The organism is Saccharibacillus brassicae (assembly GCF_006542275.1).
In the GTDB taxonomy this organism is placed as follows: Bacteria; Bacillota; Bacilli; order Paenibacillales; family Paenibacillaceae; genus Saccharibacillus; species Saccharibacillus brassicae.
In genome coordinates, this window is the sequence record NZ_CP041217.1 from 4,081,156 (window position 1) to 4,097,972 (window position 16,817).

General features: G+C 59.1%; 19 protein-coding genes and 6 tRNA genes. 20 read left to right on the forward strand and 5 right to left on the reverse strand.

The features are described from left to right. The first annotated feature begins 171 nt into the window (after nucleotides 1-171). Nucleotides 172-1,107, forward strand: coding sequence for a TRM11 family SAM-dependent methyltransferase (locus FFV09_RS16895; protein ID WP_141448917.1), 936 nt, complete (start codon nucleotides 172-174; stop codon nucleotides 1,105-1,107). A gap of 197 nt (nucleotides 1,108-1,304) precedes the next feature. After that, nucleotides 1,305-3,515 carry a Tex family protein gene (locus FFV09_RS16900; RefSeq protein WP_425472193.1) on the forward strand — a complete coding sequence of 737 codons (2,211 nt, stop codon included), beginning with the start codon at nucleotides 1,305-1,307 and terminating at the stop codon, nucleotides 3,513-3,515. A 171-nt stretch (nucleotides 3,516-3,686) separates the two neighbouring features. Here FFV09_RS16900 and FFV09_RS16905 read toward each other — a convergent pair whose 3' ends face one another. Beyond that, on the reverse strand, nucleotides 3,687-5,186 hold the full coding sequence (locus FFV09_RS16905; protein ID WP_141448919.1) for a serine hydrolase domain-containing protein: 1,500 nt from the start codon (nucleotides 5,184-5,186) through the stop codon (nucleotides 3,687-3,689). A 155-nt stretch (nucleotides 5,187-5,341) separates the two neighbouring features. On the opposite strand from FFV09_RS16905, the gene FFV09_RS16910 reads away from it, so the two are divergent. The 7 genes from FFV09_RS16910 to FFV09_RS16940 all read left to right on the forward strand — a co-directional run bounded on the left by FFV09_RS16910 (nucleotide 5,342) and on the right by FFV09_RS16940 (nucleotide 6,876). After that, complete coding sequence (locus tag FFV09_RS16910; protein ID WP_170315160.1) at nucleotides 5,342-5,827, forward strand: SprT family protein; 486 nt, start codon at nucleotides 5,342-5,344, stop codon at nucleotides 5,825-5,827. A gap of 69 nt (nucleotides 5,828-5,896) precedes the next feature. Beyond that, complete coding sequence (locus tag FFV09_RS16915) at nucleotides 5,897-6,163, forward strand: hypothetical protein (protein WP_141448921.1); 267 nt, start codon at nucleotides 5,897-5,899, stop codon at nucleotides 6,161-6,163. A 30-nt stretch (nucleotides 6,164-6,193) separates the two neighbouring features. After that, nucleotides 6,194-6,269 (forward strand) — tRNA-Asn (locus tag FFV09_RS16920). A 7-nt stretch (nucleotides 6,270-6,276) separates the two neighbouring features. After that, nucleotides 6,277-6,368, forward strand: a tRNA-Ser gene (locus FFV09_RS16925). 211 nt (nucleotides 6,369-6,579) lie between these two features. Next, a tRNA-Glu gene (locus FFV09_RS16930) sits at nucleotides 6,580-6,651 on the forward strand. Between the two features lie 4 nt (nucleotides 6,652-6,655). Beyond that, nucleotides 6,656-6,731, forward strand: a tRNA-Lys gene (locus FFV09_RS16935). 62 nt (nucleotides 6,732-6,793) lie between these two features. Continuing rightward, nucleotides 6,794-6,876, forward strand: a tRNA-Leu gene (locus tag FFV09_RS16940). 21 nt (nucleotides 6,877-6,897) lie between these two features. Here FFV09_RS16940 and FFV09_RS16945 read toward each other — a convergent pair. Beyond that, nucleotides 6,898-7,173: a hypothetical protein gene (locus FFV09_RS16945; RefSeq protein WP_141448922.1), complete on the reverse strand. Its 276-nt coding sequence runs from the start codon at nucleotides 7,171-7,173 to the stop codon at nucleotides 6,898-6,900. After that, the gene (locus FFV09_RS16950) at nucleotides 7,170-7,448 is read right to left on the reverse strand and encodes a hypothetical protein (protein WP_237401667.1); all 279 of its coding nucleotides are present in this window, start codon (nucleotides 7,446-7,448) and stop codon (nucleotides 7,170-7,172) included. Before FFV09_RS16950 ends, FFV09_RS16945 begins: the two co-directional genes overlap by 4 nt. A 170-nt stretch (nucleotides 7,449-7,618) precedes the next feature. On the opposite strand from FFV09_RS16950, the gene FFV09_RS16955 reads away from it, so the two are divergent. Continuing rightward, nucleotides 7,619-8,005, forward strand: a complete 387-nt coding sequence (locus tag FFV09_RS16955) for a helix-turn-helix domain-containing protein (protein ID WP_141448923.1) — start codon at nucleotides 7,619-7,621, stop codon at nucleotides 8,003-8,005. A gap of 71 nt (nucleotides 8,006-8,076) precedes the next feature. Here FFV09_RS16955 and FFV09_RS16960 read toward each other — a convergent pair whose 3' ends face one another. Next, nucleotides 8,077-8,727 carry an urease accessory protein UreF gene (locus FFV09_RS16960; protein WP_141448924.1) on the reverse strand — a complete coding sequence of 217 codons (651 nt, stop codon included), beginning with the start codon at nucleotides 8,725-8,727 and terminating at the stop codon, nucleotides 8,077-8,079. Between the two features lie 317 nt (nucleotides 8,728-9,044). Between FFV09_RS16960 and FFV09_RS16965 the strand changes: the two genes are divergently transcribed. Then, nucleotides 9,045-9,127 (forward strand) — tRNA-Leu (locus FFV09_RS16965). A gap of 128 nt (nucleotides 9,128-9,255) precedes the next feature. Here FFV09_RS16965 and FFV09_RS16970 read toward each other — a convergent pair. Then, nucleotides 9,256-9,735 (reverse strand): glutathione peroxidase, encoded by a 480-nt coding sequence (locus FFV09_RS16970; protein WP_141448925.1) that lies wholly within the window; start codon nucleotides 9,733-9,735, stop codon nucleotides 9,256-9,258. 170 nt (nucleotides 9,736-9,905) lie between these two features. Between FFV09_RS16970 and FFV09_RS16975 the strand changes: the two genes are divergently transcribed. The 9 genes from FFV09_RS16975 to FFV09_RS17015 all read left to right on the forward strand — a co-directional run bounded on the left by FFV09_RS16975 (nucleotide 9,906) and on the right by FFV09_RS17015 (nucleotide 16,787). After that, the gene (locus FFV09_RS16975) at nucleotides 9,906-10,328 is read left to right on the forward strand and encodes an organic hydroperoxide resistance protein (RefSeq protein ID WP_141448926.1); all 423 of its coding nucleotides are present in this window, start codon (nucleotides 9,906-9,908) and stop codon (nucleotides 10,326-10,328) included. A gap of 181 nt (nucleotides 10,329-10,509) precedes the next feature. Next, nucleotides 10,510-10,782 (forward strand): hypothetical protein, encoded by a 273-nt coding sequence (locus FFV09_RS16980; RefSeq protein ID WP_141448927.1) that lies wholly within the window; start codon nucleotides 10,510-10,512, stop codon nucleotides 10,780-10,782. Between the two features lie 183 nt (nucleotides 10,783-10,965). Further along, on the forward strand, nucleotides 10,966-11,439 hold the full coding sequence (locus FFV09_RS16985; protein WP_425472323.1) for a thiol-disulfide oxidoreductase DCC family protein: 474 nt from the start codon (nucleotides 10,966-10,968) through the stop codon (nucleotides 11,437-11,439). Nucleotides 11,440-11,591: 152 nt separating this feature from the next. Then, on the forward strand, nucleotides 11,592-12,773 hold the full coding sequence (locus FFV09_RS16990) for a P-loop NTPase family protein (RefSeq protein ID WP_141448928.1): 1,182 nt from the start codon (nucleotides 11,592-11,594) through the stop codon (nucleotides 12,771-12,773). A gap of 23 nt (nucleotides 12,774-12,796) precedes the next feature. Then, nucleotides 12,797-14,047, forward strand: a complete 1,251-nt coding sequence (locus FFV09_RS16995; RefSeq protein ID WP_141450513.1) for a TadA family conjugal transfer-associated ATPase — start codon at nucleotides 12,797-12,799, stop codon at nucleotides 14,045-14,047. A 6-nt stretch (nucleotides 14,048-14,053) separates the two neighbouring features. After that, nucleotides 14,054-14,920: a type II secretion system F family protein gene (locus tag FFV09_RS17000; protein ID WP_141448929.1), complete on the forward strand. Its 867-nt coding sequence runs from the start codon at nucleotides 14,054-14,056 to the stop codon at nucleotides 14,918-14,920. A gap of 13 nt (nucleotides 14,921-14,933) precedes the next feature. After that, nucleotides 14,934-15,812: a type II secretion system F family protein gene (locus FFV09_RS17005; protein ID WP_141448930.1), complete on the forward strand. Its 879-nt coding sequence runs from the start codon at nucleotides 14,934-14,936 to the stop codon at nucleotides 15,810-15,812. Nucleotides 15,813-15,843: 31 nt separating this feature from the next. After that, a complete protein-coding gene (locus FFV09_RS17010) occupies nucleotides 15,844-16,032 on the forward strand; it encodes a Flp1 family type IVb pilin (protein WP_141448931.1) in 189 nt (62 codons plus the stop codon). Nucleotides 16,033-16,118: 86 nt separating this feature from the next. Continuing rightward, entirely contained in the window at nucleotides 16,119-16,787 is a 669-nt protein-coding gene (locus FFV09_RS17015; protein WP_141448932.1) for a TadE family protein, read from the forward strand. Nucleotides 16,788-16,817 lie beyond the last annotated feature (30 nt).

Below are 16,817 nucleotides of genomic sequence, written 5' to 3' on the forward strand. Positions count from 1 at the left end.
CTTCAATTTTGAATGTTTTAGATTCGGCATGGAAGATTGCGTAAAAGGTTCGAATTCGAAGAAACCCCCGATATACGCAGGCAGCGATTCGGGCGGGCAAGGCGAAGCGCAGCGGCGGCTCGGCCGTACGCAGGCTTCGCCTTTTCGGGCGCGCGGGAAAAGGACGGGAAGATGGAGAACGATCACGAACAGAAGTATATGTACGATTTTGCCTGTCACGAAGACGAAAGCTCGCTGTGCCGGATGGAACTGCGCCTCCTGCTCGGCAGCATCCCCCGGGAAAGATTCGTGCGTTCCGACCGGAACGTCGATCCTTCGCGCAGTCCTTTCGTCCGCGGGAAGCTGGAGATCGCGTTCAGCGCGGCCAAGCTGGAACAACTTGCGCAGGCGGCTTCCGCGATCGCGCTGAACGGCGAGACGTTCAAGCTTCGTTATATCGAAGCGGAAGGCAAGGCCGATTATGTCCAGCGCCGCGCGATCGAACGCTCGGTCGGCGCCGGCTTTGCCGGACAGGCGGACATGAAGCGTCCGCAGCGGCTGTACGGCGTCGCCTGGGCGGACGGCTTGTGGCATCTGGGCCGCTACACGGAGAGCGAGGCGGTCTGGCTGAAGCACAACGCCAAGCCGCGCCAGTATTCGACCGCGCTCGGTACGCGCACGGCTCGGGCGGTCGCGAACATTGCCGTGCCCGTGCCGGACGGCGTGCGCGCGGTCGACCCGTGCTGCGGGATCGGCACGGTACTCGTCGAAGCCGCTTCGATGGGCATCGCGATCGACGGCTTCGACCTGAATCCGCTGGCGGCGATCGGCGCGCGGGAGAATCTGGCGCATTTCGGGCTGCCGGGCCGCGTGGACGTCGCGGACATGCGCACGCTTGAAGGGCGGTACGATGCGCTCGTGCTCGATTTGCCGTATAATCTGTGTTCGGTGCTGACGGCGGGCGAACGCATGGACATGCTGCGTTCGGCGCGGCGCCTGGCCGACCGGTGCGTAGTCGTCGCGACGCAGGAGATCGGGGCGGAGATCGAAGCGGCCGGATTCGAGGTCGCGGATCGCTGCACGGTCCGCAAAGGAAAGTTTGCCCGCCATATTTGGCTGGCACGGTAGAACAAGGCCGCAGGCGGTTCATGCCGTCTTTTTCGCAGGCATGCAGCGATCGGATTTCGATTTTGGTTTGCGGACAACGAGGTCTGTCTGTCATAATGGGTACACCGTTTTTTCGCGGCGCGAGCAGCAGGCCCGCGAAAAGAACAAGGCCGCGCAGGCGGCCGGAGAACAAGCAGCGGAAGAAAGAGGGAGATACAGTGTCGGATCTGGAACTGAACAAGGAGACCGGTTCGTCCGAGATGACGGTCACCGAGCGCGAGGCGATGTTCCGCCGGACGGCGGAGGCGCTGGGCATAGCGGGCAAGCAGGTCAAAGCGGCGGTAGCGCTGCTGGACGAAGGCAACACCGTACCGTTTATTGCGCGGTACCGCAAAGAAATGACCGGAGAACTGGACGAGAACCAGTTGAGAGATATCGAAGAAGGCGTGCAGTATGCGCGCGGTCTTCACGTACGCAAATTCGAGGTGCTGCGCACGATCGAAGAGCAGGGCAAGCTGACGGCAGAATTGAAGACTTCCATTCTGGAAGCCGCCAAGCTGCAGCAGGTCGAAGACCTGTACCGTCCGTTTCGCCAGAAGCGCAAGACGCGCGCAAGCGTCGCGAAGGAAAAAGGGCTGGAGCCGTTGGCCGAGTGGCTGATGAGCCAGCCGGGCCGCGCGGACATCGATCGCGAAGCATCGCGCTACGTGTCCGAAGACGCGGGCGTGACTTCGCCCGACGAAGCGCTGCAGGGCGCGCTCGACATCGTGTCCGAGCAGCTCGCCGACGACGCGAAGATTCGCGCCTGGGTCCGCACGTATACGCTGGACCATGCGCTGCTCGTCACCGAAGCAAAAGACGCTTCCGCGGAATCCGTCTACGAAATGTATTACAAATACAGCGAGCTGGCCAAAAAAATGCCGCCACACCGCATTTTGGCCATTAACCGTGGCGAACGCGAGAACGTGCTCAAAGTGTCGCTGGAGACGGATTCCGCACCGATCCTGCGTTATATTGCCAGACGCGTTATCCAAGGTTCGTCTCCGGTCCATCCGCTGCTCGAACGTTCGATCGAAGACGCCTACAAGCGTTTGATCGGGCCTTCGATCGAACGCGAAGTGCGCGGCGAACTGACGGAAAAAGGCGACGCGCAGGCTATTTCGATCTTCGCTGGCAATCTGCGGAGCCTGCTGCTTCAGCCGCCGGTGCGCGGCAAGCGCGTGCTCGGCGTGGACCCGGCTTTCCGGACCGGCTGCAAGCTGGCCGCGGTCGACGAGACGGGCAAGCTGCTCGAAGTGGCCGTCACCTATCCGACACCGCCGCGCAATCAGATCCGCGAAGCGTCCGAGAAGTTCCGCGAACTGGTCGACAAGTACGATCTGGAGCTGATCGTGATCGGCAACGGCACGGCTTCGCGCGAGACCGAGCAGTTCGTCGCCGACTGGATCGGCGACTACAAAGCGCGCAAGCTGTCGTACCTGATCGTCAACGAAGCCGGCGCCAGCGTCTATTCGGCGTCCAAAGTCGCCCAGGAAGAATTCCCGGACATGGATGCGGCGGAGCGCAGCGCCGCTTCGATCGCAAGGCGGGTGCAGGACCCGCTGGCGGAACTGGTCAAGATCGATCCGAAAGCGATCGGCGTCGGCCAGTATCAGCACGACGTCTCGCAGAAGCAGCTCGAAGGACAGCTCAAAGCCGTCGTCGAATCGGCCGTTAACCACGTCGGCGTCGACGTGAACACCGCTTCGCCCTCGCTGCTGTCGTACGTCGCCGGTATCAACCAGACGACGGCCCGCAACATCGTCAAGTACCGCGACGAGAACGGTTCGTTCGGAAGCCGGACCGAATTGAAGAAAGTGCCGCGTCTCGGCGCCAAAACGCTCGAACAATGCGCCGGCTTCCTGCGCATCGAAGGCAAAAACCCGCTCGACCGCACGCCGATTCACCCGGAATCGTACAAAGTCGTCGACCGGCTGCTGGCCGAACTCGGCTTCAAGTCGTCCGATCTCGGCACGGCCGGCATGACGGCGGCGCTGGAAGCGGCGGATGCCCAGGCGCTGGCGGACAAGCTCGAAGTCGGCCTGCCGACGCTGCGCGACATTCTGGAGAGCCTTCAGCGTCCGGGCCGCGACCCGCGCGAAGAACTGCCGGCTCCGATCTTCCGGACCGACGTGCTGAAGATCGAAGACCTCAAGCCGGGCATGGAGCTTCAAGGCACCGTGCGCAACGTGATCGATTTCGGCGCTTTCGTCGATATCGGCATCAAAAGCGACGGCCTTGTCCATATTTCGCAGCTCAGTACGAAGTTCGTCAAGCATCCGATGGACGTTGTGGCCGTGGGCGACACGGTGACGGTCTGGGTCTTGAACGCGGATCTCAAAAAAGGCCGCGTCGGCTTGACGATGCGCGGACCGGTAGAGAACGCCTGAGTTCCAAGCCCTAAGCGCAAGCGGGCACGCACGGAAATTTTCATGACAAAAGCGTCCCGGAGTTAATATCCGGGACGCTTTTCGGCGCGTTCAAGCTTCGATTTTTCCAGCGATTTTCCTAACCGTTTGCCAAACGATAGGCCAAGCGATATTTAAGGGGCTTTAGGGAACTCAAGCGCGTTCCTCGGCTTTGTCGGCCGTGCCTAGCAGCTTTTGTTCCTTCTGCCCGAACTCGGGATTGCCGTGCACGGACAATTCCAGCCGGTCGGCCCCGAACGAGGCCGTCAGATCCAGGATGATCGGTTCTTCCGAGAACCGAACGGTGATCCGCAGCGAGCCGTCGCCGCGGCGGCCGAACCAGCCGTGGGCCGGACCGAGATCCGGCGGGAAGCTCGAAGAACGGCCGGCCGGAACCGGCGTCTCGGTCTTGTGCCATTCGCCCGCGCCGCAGAGCAGCGCGATCGCGGGGCGTTCGCCCGGGGCCGGGGCGTCGCCGGCTTCCCACAGCTCCAGCCGGAGCGAGTCTTCGCGCTCCGCCGTCAAGCGGACGGCCGCAAGCTTCAGGCCGCCGTCCAGTTCCCCGTCCAGCCGGTAGGTCCGGCCGGACCAGGGCTCGTCCGCCGGCGCTTCGCCCGCCGGCTCCGGCGCGTAGGCGAGCTTCCGCAGCCGCTCCGCGGCTTCGTCGCCCGCCGCGCCCGGCGCCGAAGGCGCATCCTGCATCGCCGGCAGCAGATGCGTCCAGACCGCTTCCAGCAGCTCCTGCGTCCGCGAGATCGCGGACGTCAATACGATAACGGCATCCTGCTCCGGCAGCACGAGGCAGAACTGTCCGAACGCTCCGTCGGCGCGATAAGCGCCGTGCCGGCATACCCAGAACTGGTAGCCGTAGCCGCGCGTCCAGTCGCCGCCCTGGTTGTCGCCGTTCTCGATACGTTTCGACGTCGCCAGTCGTATCCAGTCTTCGGCGATCAGGCGCTGCCCGTTCCATTGTCCTTTTTGCAGATAGAGCTGGCCGAACTTCGACAGGTCTTCGCTGGACAGCTTGAGGCCCCAGCCGCCGGTCGTAACGCCCTGCGGACTTTCCTGCCACGTTTTGTTTGCGATGCCGAGCGGCGCGAACAGACGCGGTTCCAGATAATCGACGACTTTTTCTCCCGTCAGCTTTTGCAGGATGACCGACAGCATGTACGTCGCGCCGCTGCTGTAAGCAAAAACGCTGCCGGGTGCGTGTTCGACGTCCGCCGCCAAAAAGGCGCGGGCCCAATCGGCTTCCGGCACCGGGCGAACGCGTTCCAGCGGATCTTTCGACTGGCCTGTGCCCATGACGAGCAGGTCGTGCACGGTCATCTTGAGCAGGTTGGGATGCGGATCTTCGGGCAGCAGCTCCGGCAGCAGGTCGGCGACTTTGTCGTCGACGGCAAGCCGTCCTTCTTCGACCGCAAGGCCGATCGCGGTCGACGTGAAGCTTTTGCTGACCGAATACAGCGCGTGGCGGTCTTCCGGCGCGTGCGGCGCCCACCAGCCTTCGGCGGCGACGGAGCCGCGGCGAAGCAGCATGAAGCTGCGCAGGTCAAAGCGGTCTTCGGCGACGGCATCGAGGAAAGAGAGGATGCCGCGCGGATCGATGCCGACTTCTTCGGGCCGGCGTCTTGGCAGTTGCGTGGATTGCATGGATGGTTGCCTCCAGACATAAAATATTCTTTTTATCGAATTGGCGGCCGACAGGCCGAACCTTACCTTGACAGTGTAGTCCACCCGCAAGGTAAAATTCAAGAAACGAACCAACGCGAAGAAAGGGGGAATGCCGCATGCAAAGCGGGCAGGCGATGACGGACGCCGAGCTGCAGAAATGGATCGAACGCTTATCGCTGGAACATTTCGGCGTGCCGTTCCGGCATCGGGCTTTTTTCAATGCAAGGCTGCGTTCGACCGGAGGGCGCTACGCGCTGCGTTCGCACGATATCGATATCAATCCGAGGCAGTTGGCGGCGCACGGCGCAGAAGCGGTGGAAGGGATCATCAAGCATGAATTGTGCCATTATCACTTGCACATCGCCGGACGCGGCTACCGCCACCGGGACGCCGACTTCAAGCGCCTGCTGGCCCGGGTAGGAGGGAGCCGGTACTGTCAGGCGCTGCCGGACCCAACCAGGCGCACACTGCCGTTCAAATACAGGTTGGTCTGCGCGGACTGCGGCATGGAATACAAGCGCAAACGCCGCATGGACGTCTCGCGCTACCGCTGCGGGCGCTGCGCAGGCAATCTGCGGCTCGAAGAATTGAACGCGGACGACGTGCGGAAGATCGATTGATCGGGTATAATGGAAAAAGCTCCCGGAATTCGGGCAGCCACATTTTCCAGAAACGGGGAGATCGATCCTATGGCCAAATCGGCAGCAAGAAAAATTCGCGACAAGCGGATCAGGGAAGGCAAGCTGGACACGACGACGATGAGAAGCCCGTTTGCGCTTGCGGATCTCAGAACGCGCAAAACGAAAACGAAGCGGGAGGCGATCGGCCGTCTCAAGCACAAAGACCCTTACCAGAACCCGAACTTCACCGGAGGTGACGAGGGTTCTTTTTTATTTTACGCGGCATATTCAAAAAGAAACGAAAAAGGGGTTGACGAAAAAATCCCGGCATGCTAAATTATATCTTGTTGAAACGTTAGCCAATGTTCCCTGATAGCTCAGTTGGTAGAGCACTCGACTGTTAATCGAGTTGTCACAGGTTCGAGTCCTGTTCGGGGAGCCATTTTTATGGAGAGATACCCAAGTGGCTATAAGGGGACCCTCTGCTAAGGGGTTAGACTGCGTTAGCGGTGCGAGGGTTCGAATCCCTCTCTCTCCGCCATATTTTTTACTCACAAGCAACTTATACACTTGATCGAATGAGGAACCTGAGAAGGTGCCTCTTTTTGTTTTCAGGAACGCCTTTTTTTCGAAAAAAGCACCCCAAATAACTTTTTAAAAATATTTTCAAAAAAAGCTTGCAATCTATCTGCTGCATTTGCTATACTCTTACTTGTGCCCAGTTGAGAAACACTGAGCCGCCAGGACAATAAGGCCCGTTGGTCAAGGGGTTAAGACACCTCCCTTTCACGGAGGTAACAGGGGTTCGAATCCCCTACGGGTCACTTTGAGCCATTAGCTCAGTTGGTAGAGCACCTGACTTTTAATCAGGGTGTCGAAGGTTCGAGTCCTTCATGGCTCACCATTTCTTTTTACTCCTCTAACAGAAATGGTGATGAACGTTCGCAAGATGAACGATTTGAATATGCGGTAGTGGTGGAATGGCAGACACGCTATCTTGAGGGGGTAGTGGGTGTATACCCGTGGAGGTTCGAGTCCTCTCTACCGCATACGACAAAAGCGCAGACTCCTTACGGAGTCTGCGCTTTTTTGTGTGCGTAGGGATTCGGCAGCATGCCGTCCCGATGAAGCCGGTCCGCCACGGAGGCGTATTGGGGATACAGCGCGCGGATGCAATCCGGGCAAATGTCGTGCGTCAGCACGGCGCCGTTGCATTCGCCGAACGCGGGAATCCGCCAGCCGTCCGGACGGCGGATTTGGCTGCAGTGGGCACAGATGACGATCCAGGGTGCAGTCGGACTGGGGACGGGCGGCGTTGGGGCATCGTCCGAAGCGGAAGGCGTCATCGGCCGAACCTCCCTGCGCTGCCGGTCTGCGAAGGGCGGAAAGAGTCGCTCTCGGGGCGTCGGGTCTGACAAGGTGTCGGAGAAGCGGACAAGTCCAGCAGTTCGGAGACCCGTTTACGGTATTTGGCCGCTTTGCGGCTGCCGTTGATCAGGTTCGACAGGCGGGAAGGCGGAATATCGTAAAGCTCGCAAAAAGATTTCTGGTCCATTTCGAGCTCCGCCAGACGCCGTTTGATTTCCCAACCGAACGGGGTGATCGGTTTTTTTCTCTGCAACGTATCGCTCCTCCTGTTCATGTGCAAACGGATGAATTATAATCGATTAGAGACGGACAAGGGATCATTTACCATAAAACGTATTATATACGCAAAGACGTGAACGTTCAATGGTAATATACGCAAATGCGTAATTATGAGCGAAAAGCGGTCGTGAGGAGGGCGTCAGTTTGCAGTCGATCTACGAACGAATCGAGCAGTTGATCAAGAGCAGCGGCATGACCAAAAAGGCGTTCGGCGAACGCCTCAGTATCAGTGCGGGCAATTTGGGCGATTGGCGCAGAGGCAAATCCACGCCGAGCACGCACAAACTGATCGAGATCGCCGCCTATTTTTCGGTAAGCCTGGATTGGCTGATGACGGGCAAAGAATGGCAGCCCGAAGAAGTCAAAGAAACGGGCGGCCGTTATTTTTTTGAAAGTTTGGGGCAATCGGATTGCCAGCTGGATCAGCTGACCGAAGAAGAGAAAACGTTCATGCGCGAATACATGGCGTTTGCCGCGTACCGGAGAAGCCGCGAGGCGGACAGCGGGGAATCGCGGGATCGGGAAGACTAGCGGGAGCCGGGGAGGACGGAGGGGAAATCCGTTTCGGTCCCGGCACGAAAAAACGCTTTGAAGCATAAGCTTCAAAGCGTTTTTTGGATAGGCGTCCCGTAAGCGTCGGCGGACATGAAGGCAGGCTCCGTCGTCGTCCGCGCGCGCGACCAGCGCTCCGACACGTCGTCGATCATTCGCATCAGCAGCTTGCGCCGGGTCACGTCGTCCAGGTTCAACAAGCGGGCGCAATGATCGACGTACAAGGTCGTATGGTGGTAGAGATAAGCCGTTACGGCTTGCTCGGGTTCGATCTCCAGATTGAAATTGATCCAGGCATAGCAGAGCGGGAGGCAGCCGAACGCTTGGCCGGTCTGGAGCGCTTCCGCGAACGGCGCGAAATTTATCCACGGGTAGAGCGATTTCGACAGCTTCAGCACTTTGCGTCCGGAGCGGCGCATCTCGGTATCGATTTCGTTGGGACAAGTTTTCGTGCGCAGGCTCCGGTCGATCCGGAACGCCGTCTCGACATCGCCGCGGGCGAAAGCGCCGTACAGATCTTCGATCGCGCGTCCTTCGATATGCGTCAATCGGGGATGGATATACGACCGCATCACTTCTTCAAAAGCTTCGACGCCGCTCAGGCGATTGCCGTTCATATCCTCTTTAATGCAGCCGACGGGCGACGGGGACGACGTTTCGAGCAGGGTCATGTAACTGAGAAGCTTTTGTCCGCTGTGCATGATGCTGCGCCTCCTTAAAGGGATAAGTGGATGAATTTTTGTGCGTTATATGAATGTTAGGTTTAGGATATGAAAAAGTTTTTCGTTCGTTATGCTGTTTATTTTTACATGAATATCGGGTGTTGGTCAAGAAAAATGAAGAATTAAGGTTGATTTTCTGCAAAATAATTCAATTAAATGACTCATTGAGTTATATAATATAACATTATGAAGTGCACGGATTAAAATCTTTTATCGGTTTTCGGTTTTTTTGAAAAAGTGGTTGACTGTATGCTTGAAATTAGGTACGATATAGAAGTTGATTCTCTCTTTGACGTGCGGTAGTGGTGGAATGGCAGACACGCTATCTTGAGGGGGTAGTGGGTGTATACCCGTGGAGGTTCGAGTCCTCTCTACCGCATACCGAAGAAGCCTGCAGATCCCGATTTTGGGGTTTGCAGGCTTTTTTATTTTTCCGTGATCCGCTGACGCAGAAAAGCCCTGCGCGTTTGCGAGGGCTTGTGAACTCTGGCTTGGGGTGACCCAACATCAGCCGAGCAGTTTTTCGATGTCTTTCTCCAGCTGATCCGGTGCCGTTTGCGGAGCGAAGCGCTTGACCGGGCGGCCTTCTTTGTCGATCAGGAATTTGGTGAAGTTCCATTTGACCGATTTGGAACCCATAAGGCCCGGCGCTTCGTCGCTCAAATATTGGAACAGGGGATGCGCGTTTTCGCCTTTGACGTCCACTTTTTCGAAGATCGGGAATTTGACGCCGTAGTTCACTTGGCAAAACTCTGCGATTTCCTCGTTGGTGCCGGGGTCCTGTTCCTTGAACTGGTTGCTCGGGAAGCCGAGAATCTCCAGGCCGCGGTCGTGGTATTTGTCGTACAGATCCTGCAAGCCCTGGAACTGCGGCGTAAATCCGCACTTGCTCGCGGTGTTGACAACGAGCACCACTTTTCCTGCGTAATCGGACAGCTTGACTTCGTCCCCCTTGGACGTGCGGGCTTCGTATTCATACACGGACATATTGAATTCCTCCTCATAAAATGATTACTCTCTTTTTGATTGTAAACAACTTAATTGAGTTTTGCAATTCGCTTTCGTTTCATTCGTCTCTGTTTGCTTTATAAATTAGATAGTTTGACGGACAGTGCATGCTTTTAAAATTTCACACGAATAGAAGGAGTGACGATATCATGGAATCTTTATATACGGCAAAAGCAACGGCCCGCAGAGGCGGAAGAAGCGGAATCGTCGAATCGGAGGACGGAGCGCTGAATCTGCAGCTGTCCGTACCGAAAGGGCTCGGAGGCGGCGGAGGCACCGGCACCAATCCGGAAGAACTGTTCGCGGCCGGCTACAGCGCCTGCTTCGAGAGCGCTCTGGCCAACATCGCCCGCAAAGAAAAGCTCGATATTCCCGATACCGAAGTCACCTGCCATATCCATATCGGCAAAGACGAGACGGACGGCGGATTCAAGCTTGCGGGCAAGCTGGAAGTGCGCATTCCGGGACTCGATCCCGACAAAGCCAAAGATCTGGTAGAAAAAGCGCATGCGTTCTGCCCGTACTCCAAAGCGACGCGCGGCAACATGGACGTGGAACTGAGCGTCGTCTAAGTCCGAACGGAAACGGAAGCCGGAAAGTGTCCCGCAAGTGGGCCTTTCCGGCTTTTTTTCGTCAAAGTCGCGCCGGAAGCGCGGTTGACACGAAGGGTGAAATTCATTAAGCTATATAAGCACGCGCCGTGGGTGAAGATTGCATCCTATGACGAGACTAAGAATAACGGGTGATACGAATATGGCTTACAGACCGACTGTGGTAAATGTAGATAAGGCCGGAAGCAACGACAAGGACGGATTGTACGAGTACGTCGTGCATCTGGAAGACGGCACGATGTGCCGCGTCTTCTATAATCGTTATCCGGAGTGGAAGCTGACTCATATCAGCCGCCTGCTCAAGACCCCATGCCCGATCTGCCGCAAGGACTATATCTGCAACTGCTTCGAGAAGTTCAAGGGCGAACTCGACGCGCAGCTGCGTGACGGAAGAATTGAACAACTGCTCGCGTAATCGGACAGCGGACGTACGGGATAACCCCCGTGCGTCCGCTGTTTTTGATAGGAACCGATCTTCGGCGCCGAACGCCGGATTGGATCAAAAGCGGTTCAAAGCGGCGCAGACGGTTAAACAATTCATAAGGCAGCCTGAAGGAAAAGCATTCATTTTGGACTGGAGGCGATCATCTTGAGCAGTGTGACTACCTGGAACCCCGACAGCAAAACGGCCGAGAAATCGGCCGTACGGACAGATGAACCGCATATCGTACTGATCGACGGCGTTTGCCATTTTTGCCAGGGAGCGGTGCGATTTATCGTAGCCCGCGATCCGAAAGGCACTTTTGAATTCGCTTCGCTGCAATCGGACCTCGGCAAGGAACTGGCCGGCGGAACCGGCTTCGAAGACTCCAGCGAACCGAATACGCTCGTCCTGATCGAAAACGGACGCAAATACGTGCGCTCCGCCGCCGCTCTGCGCATCGCGCGCCGCCTGCGTTTTCCGTGGCCGCTGCTGTACGCGCTGATCGTCGTGCCGCGCCCGCTGCGCAACGCCGTCTACCGCTATATCGCCCGCAACCGCTACCGCTGGTTCGGCAAAGACGATACGTGCCCGATTCCGCCGCCCAGCGTGCGAAAACGGTTCCTGGATACGGGAGCGGGGCAGGCCTAAATGCGAAAGCGCAAAATAGGTCTTGCCTGCTTGATCGCGCTATGCTATTGTGAGGACAAATAACAGGAACACGGCGGAAGCACCGCTCCGGATTGGCCGATTCAGGCCCGTCTGCGAGCGGTGCTTTTTTGTGTTTGCTGGACAAGGAGGAGATGAAATCGATGCGGAATGTGCGGATTACGTTGGCCGCCGCGGACGAACGGTATATCGAACCGTTTCTGCTGTATGCACGCACCGGGGAATTTGCCAAGCGCGTCAGCGTGCGGGCTTTTTCGCAACTTGACGCTTTTCTCGCCGCAATGGCGGCAGAGCGCCCGGACTTCGTGCTGGGCGAACCGGCGTTTCTGACGCCGTGGCTGCAGGGGGAAGGCAGCCGCGGCGTGCCGTGGGCGGCATTGGACGGCGGAGAAGCGGAGAATGCCGCGCTGGGCGGAACGGTGCTGCACGCTTTCCAGCCGCTGAACCGGCTGCTGACGGCGGTGTTGGACCTGGCCGGAACGGCGCAGTCGGCGGGAAGCGCCTCGCAAGCCGGAGCGCAGATCATCGCCGTACATTCGGCCGCCGGCGGAGTCGGCAAGACGGCGGTTGCGCTGAATCTGGCCAAGCAGCTCGGCGGCCGGGGACAGCGCGTGTTCTACCTCAATCTGGAGACGTGGGACAGCGCGGCGTCATTCCGGGCAGCCGGCAGCGAAAGCGGACTGCCCGGGCTGCTGTATGAGCTGAGAACGGCCCGGGAGAACGGCGAGGCGTGCCGCTCTCCGCTGTCGCGCCATGCGCCTTTTCAGGAGAAGCTCAAGAGTTTGTCTTTTCCGCCGCTGGAGCGTCCGGACGAACTGCTGCAGATGAGCGAAGCCGATACGGCGGGACTGCTCGATTACCTGGCGACGTGCGGAGCGTGCGACGTGATTGTGGCCGATACGGATACGGAAGATCACGACCGCTGCCGGGCGCTGCTGCGGCGGGCGGATCGGGTGCTCTGGCTGCTGGCCGACGATCTGCTGCATCTGCGCCGGACGGCGGGGTGGATGAACCATCGGGAAGCCCGGCAGCCTGCGGAGTTCTACGATCTGATCGGCAGAAGCGTATTCGCGGTCAACCGCTGCGGCGGCCGGTTGGACAATGTCCTGCCGCGTCCGGATCTGCGTCCGCTGGCCTTCCTGTCGTATATTCCGTCTTGGAAAGCTTTGTCCAGGGAAGACGTGCTGCTCGGCTCTCCGATCTTCCAGCGGGACATCTTGGCGCTGTGCGAGCAGCTCGGGCTGGGCGGAAGCCGCCGTCCGCCGCCGGCTTCCGCGCCGTATGCGGCCGCAGCGGCGACCGGAGGCGCGTCATGAAGCCGGAAGCCGCCGAAGAAGCGGTGCGGGAAGAGTTGTTTCGCGTTATGCGGGCCGAAGTCCGCTCTTCGCTCGATGTCACGCAGTCCGCGGACGACGGCGAGCTGATGCGGCGGATCGAACGCAAAGTGCTGTCCGATTCGCGTGCTGCCGCGATGACGTCCGGCGAGAAGCGGACGCTCGTGCGCCGGGTCTACGATTCGTTTCGCGGCCTGGACATTTTGCAGCCGCTGGTCGACGACAAAAGCGTGACGGAGATCATGATCAACGGACACACGGAAATTTTTATCGAACGCGCCGGGGAAGTCGTTCGCGTTCCGCAGCGTTTCGAATCGCAGGAGAAGCTGGAAGATCTCGTGCAGAGCATCGTGTCCGGCGTCAACCGGATCGTCAACGAGTCTTCCCCGATCGTCGACGCCCGGCTGAAGGACGGGTCGCGGGTCAACGTCGTGCTGCCGCCGATCGCGCTCAAAGGTCCGACGGTGACGATCCGCAAATTTCCGGAACGTCCGATGACGCTGGACGATCTCGTTCGGCACGGGGCGCTGGACGAAGACGCCGCGCTTCTGCTGAAGCATCTCGTGCGCAGCCGCTATAACCTTTTTATTAGCGGAGGAACGGGTTCGGGCAAGACGACTTTTCTCAATGCGCTGTCGCAGTACATCCCGCCCGACGAACGGGTCATTACGATCGAGGACTCCGCGGAGCTTCAGATCGTGACGGTGCCCAACCTCGTCTCGCTGGAGACCCGGAACGCCAACATGGAAGGCAAAGGCGAGATTTCGATCCGCGACCTGATCCGCTCTTCGCTGCGGATGCGGCCCAACCGGATCGTCGTCGGCGAAGTGCGCGGCGCGGAAGCGTTGGACATGCTGCAGGCGATGAACACCGGGCACTCGGGCAGCTTGTCGACCGGCCATAGCAACAGCGCGCAGGACATGGTCAGCCGGCTGGAAACGATGGTGCTGAGCGGGGCGGATCTGCCGGTTGCCGTGGTGCGCCAGCAGATCTCGTCCGCGATCGATCTGATCGTTCACTTGTCGCGGCTGCGGGACCGTTCGCGCCGGGTGGTGGAGATCAGCGAAGTGTCGGGGATGGAAGACGGGGCGGTCAAGCTGCGGAATCTGTTCCGCTTCGAAGAAGAAGGTGAGCGGGACGGACGGATCGTCGGATGCCTGCGCAGAAGCGCGGAGCCGATGCTGCGCACCGACAAGCTGCGGGACGCGGGCACGGCCGATTGGCGCCGGCTGGCCGGACTGCCGGAGAGGAGGTGAATCGAGATGCCGCGTACAGGGCGAAACGGCATAGGCAGAAGTTCCGCGGGCGGAATCAAATCCGTCACATCGGATTCCGCAGACAGCGTATCCACGCGGAAGCGGGAGAATTTGTCTCCGGCGGACAAATTGAAAGATTATACGGTCTACGCGTTGGCCGGCTACGAGCGTATCGTCAGCACGGCTGCGGCCGCCGGCCTGTTGTTTGCGGTCGGGATGCTGTTCTACCAGATGTGGCTGCTGGCCCTGCTGTTGGCGCTGCCAGCGCTCAAAGCTCCCGCGCTATGGCGCGTTCGGCAGATCGAACGCACGCGCACGCTGCTCAAGCTGCATTTCAAGCAGGCGTTGTACTCGTTGTCGTCGTCGATGGCCGCGGGCCGCTCGGTCGAAAACGCGTTTCGCGAAGCCGCGAAAGATCTGGAGCTGCTGTATCCGGGCGGCGGCAGCGACATGATTCGGGAGCTGGACGTGATCGCGACGCGGCTGGAATACGGCGAACCGATCGAATCGGCGCTGCTCGACTTCGGCCGGCGGGCCCGGATCGAAGACATCGACCATTTTATCGACGTTTTCGTGACATGCAAGCGGACGGGCGGCGACCTGATCGAAGTGGTTCGGCGCACGTCGGCGGTGATCGGGGAGAAGATGGATATCCAGCAGGATATCTCGGTCATGATCGCGCAGAAAAAATTCGAGTCGAACATTTTGCTTGCGACGCCGTTCGTCTTTATTTTGTTCATTAACGCTTCCGCGCCGGAATTTATGGCTCCGCTGTACGGTTCGCCGCTGGGCGTCATCTTGGCGACCGTTGGCCTGGGCCTGATGTTCCTCAGCGCCTGGCTGATGCGGCGCATCATGAACATTCGGATCTGAGAGGAGGGAAGACATGCTCGTCACGGCTTGTTCGGGACTGCTGCTGCTCGCTGCCGCGTGCGCGCTGTTGTTCGCCTTGGCGAAGCGGCAGCCCGTGCACCGGAAAATTGCGGCGCTGCCGATGGAAGGCATCCGCATGCGGGGGCTGCTTGCGCCGATGCTGGTGCTCGTAGAACGGATGCGGCTCGCCGCGCGCTTCCCGATTTTTTTCCATCGGCTTCAATCTTCCGTGCAGCGCGGCGAAGGACTGCGGAGCAGCACGGAGAGAACGATGCTGTTTCTGGCGCATATGCTGCTGCACGCCGTGCTGATGCTGACGTTCGGATGCGTCATGGCGATTGCCAATCACGGCTCCGCCGCCTGGCTCGCGATCGGACTCGGCCTTGCGGCCGTGCTGCCGATCGCGCTGATCAAAGACCTGGCGTCGAAGGTCAAGCGCCGGGAAGAAGCCGTTTTGCTGGAACTGCCGGAAATGTTGAACAAAATCGTGCTGTTGGTCGGCGCGGGCGAGACGGTGCAGCAGGCGATCGTCCGCTGCTCGCAGCAAAAAGAAGGCGTCGACCACCCGCTGTACAAAGAACTGGACCGCATGGTTGCCGAGTGGCGCAGCGGAGATCCTTTTCATCAGGCGTTCGAGCAGTTCGGCAAACGCTGCGGCGTGCAGGACGCTACCGTATTCGTCACGACCGTGCTGCTCAATCACAAGCGCGGCGGCGGAGAATTTGCGTTGGCGCTGAGAGACTTGTCGAGAACGCTTTGGGAAAAGCGCAAAGCGCTCGGCCGTATTCAAGGAGAACGAGCCTCGTCGAAAATGGTTTTTCCGATGGCTTTGATCTTGTTCGTCGTCATGCTCATGGTCGGAGGACCGGCCATGATGTTGATTCAAATGTAAGACCATTCAACGATTAAGAGGAGGCCTACTTATGCTGCAAGCTATCGGGAACAAAGCCAAACGGATATGGAGAGAAGAAGACGGACTGGGCACGCTGGAAGTCATTTTGATTATCGGGATTACGCTGATCATCGCCCTGATTTTCAAAAAACAGATCACGACTCTGGTCACCAACCTGCTCGCAAGCGTCACTTCCAAAAGCCAAGAATTTTTCAAGTGAACGCCGTGAAGCGGTCAGGTCTGAAACGTTTGGTTCTGAAAAGTTTGGTCCTGAAAAGGCCGGGTTCGAAACGTTCGGGATCTTTCATGCGCGACGAGGTAGCGAGCTTTACGGTCGAGTCCGCCGTCGTCATGCCGATCGTGATGCTCTGCGTCATCGTCATCTTGATGCTCTGCCTCTATCTGTATCAAAGCGCCGTGCTCGTTCACGCGTCGGCGATCACGTCGGAGCGGGCGGCATACAGTTGGAACAACCGGCATAAGGACCCGCGGACCGGAAGTTTCGGCGCGGACCGGACCGAAGAGCTGTATTGGCGTCTGACCGAAGACCGGCTGCTGGCTTCGCTGTTCGGCGGACTCGGCGGCGGATCGGGCGAAGAAAGTATCCGGGTGCCGGGAGGCGCCGGTCCGTCGCTTGGAGCCGTCAAAATGGCCAAAGCCGCGGAACGCCTTCCGAAAGGGATGGACGGGACGATGACCAGCCGGCGCGGCCTGCTGCATCGGATCGTCACGGTTCTGTATACGCCGCTCCGGTTGGCTCCGATCCGGGCGATCGCCGGCGACCGTATGGGCGGCTCGCAGTATTCGACGGTCGTCGAACCGGTGGAATTCATTCGCAATATCGAACTGGTCCGCTATTACGCGGGCAAATTTCGTGCGGATCAAGCGGTGCCGAATGACGAGAAGGGCGGCGCTGCCGTCGCCATGACCCCGGCAAACGCCGGAGCGCAGTTGGGCAAAAAAGCAGCCAAGTAAAAGAAAGGGAAGCCGGGATACGCGTTGATG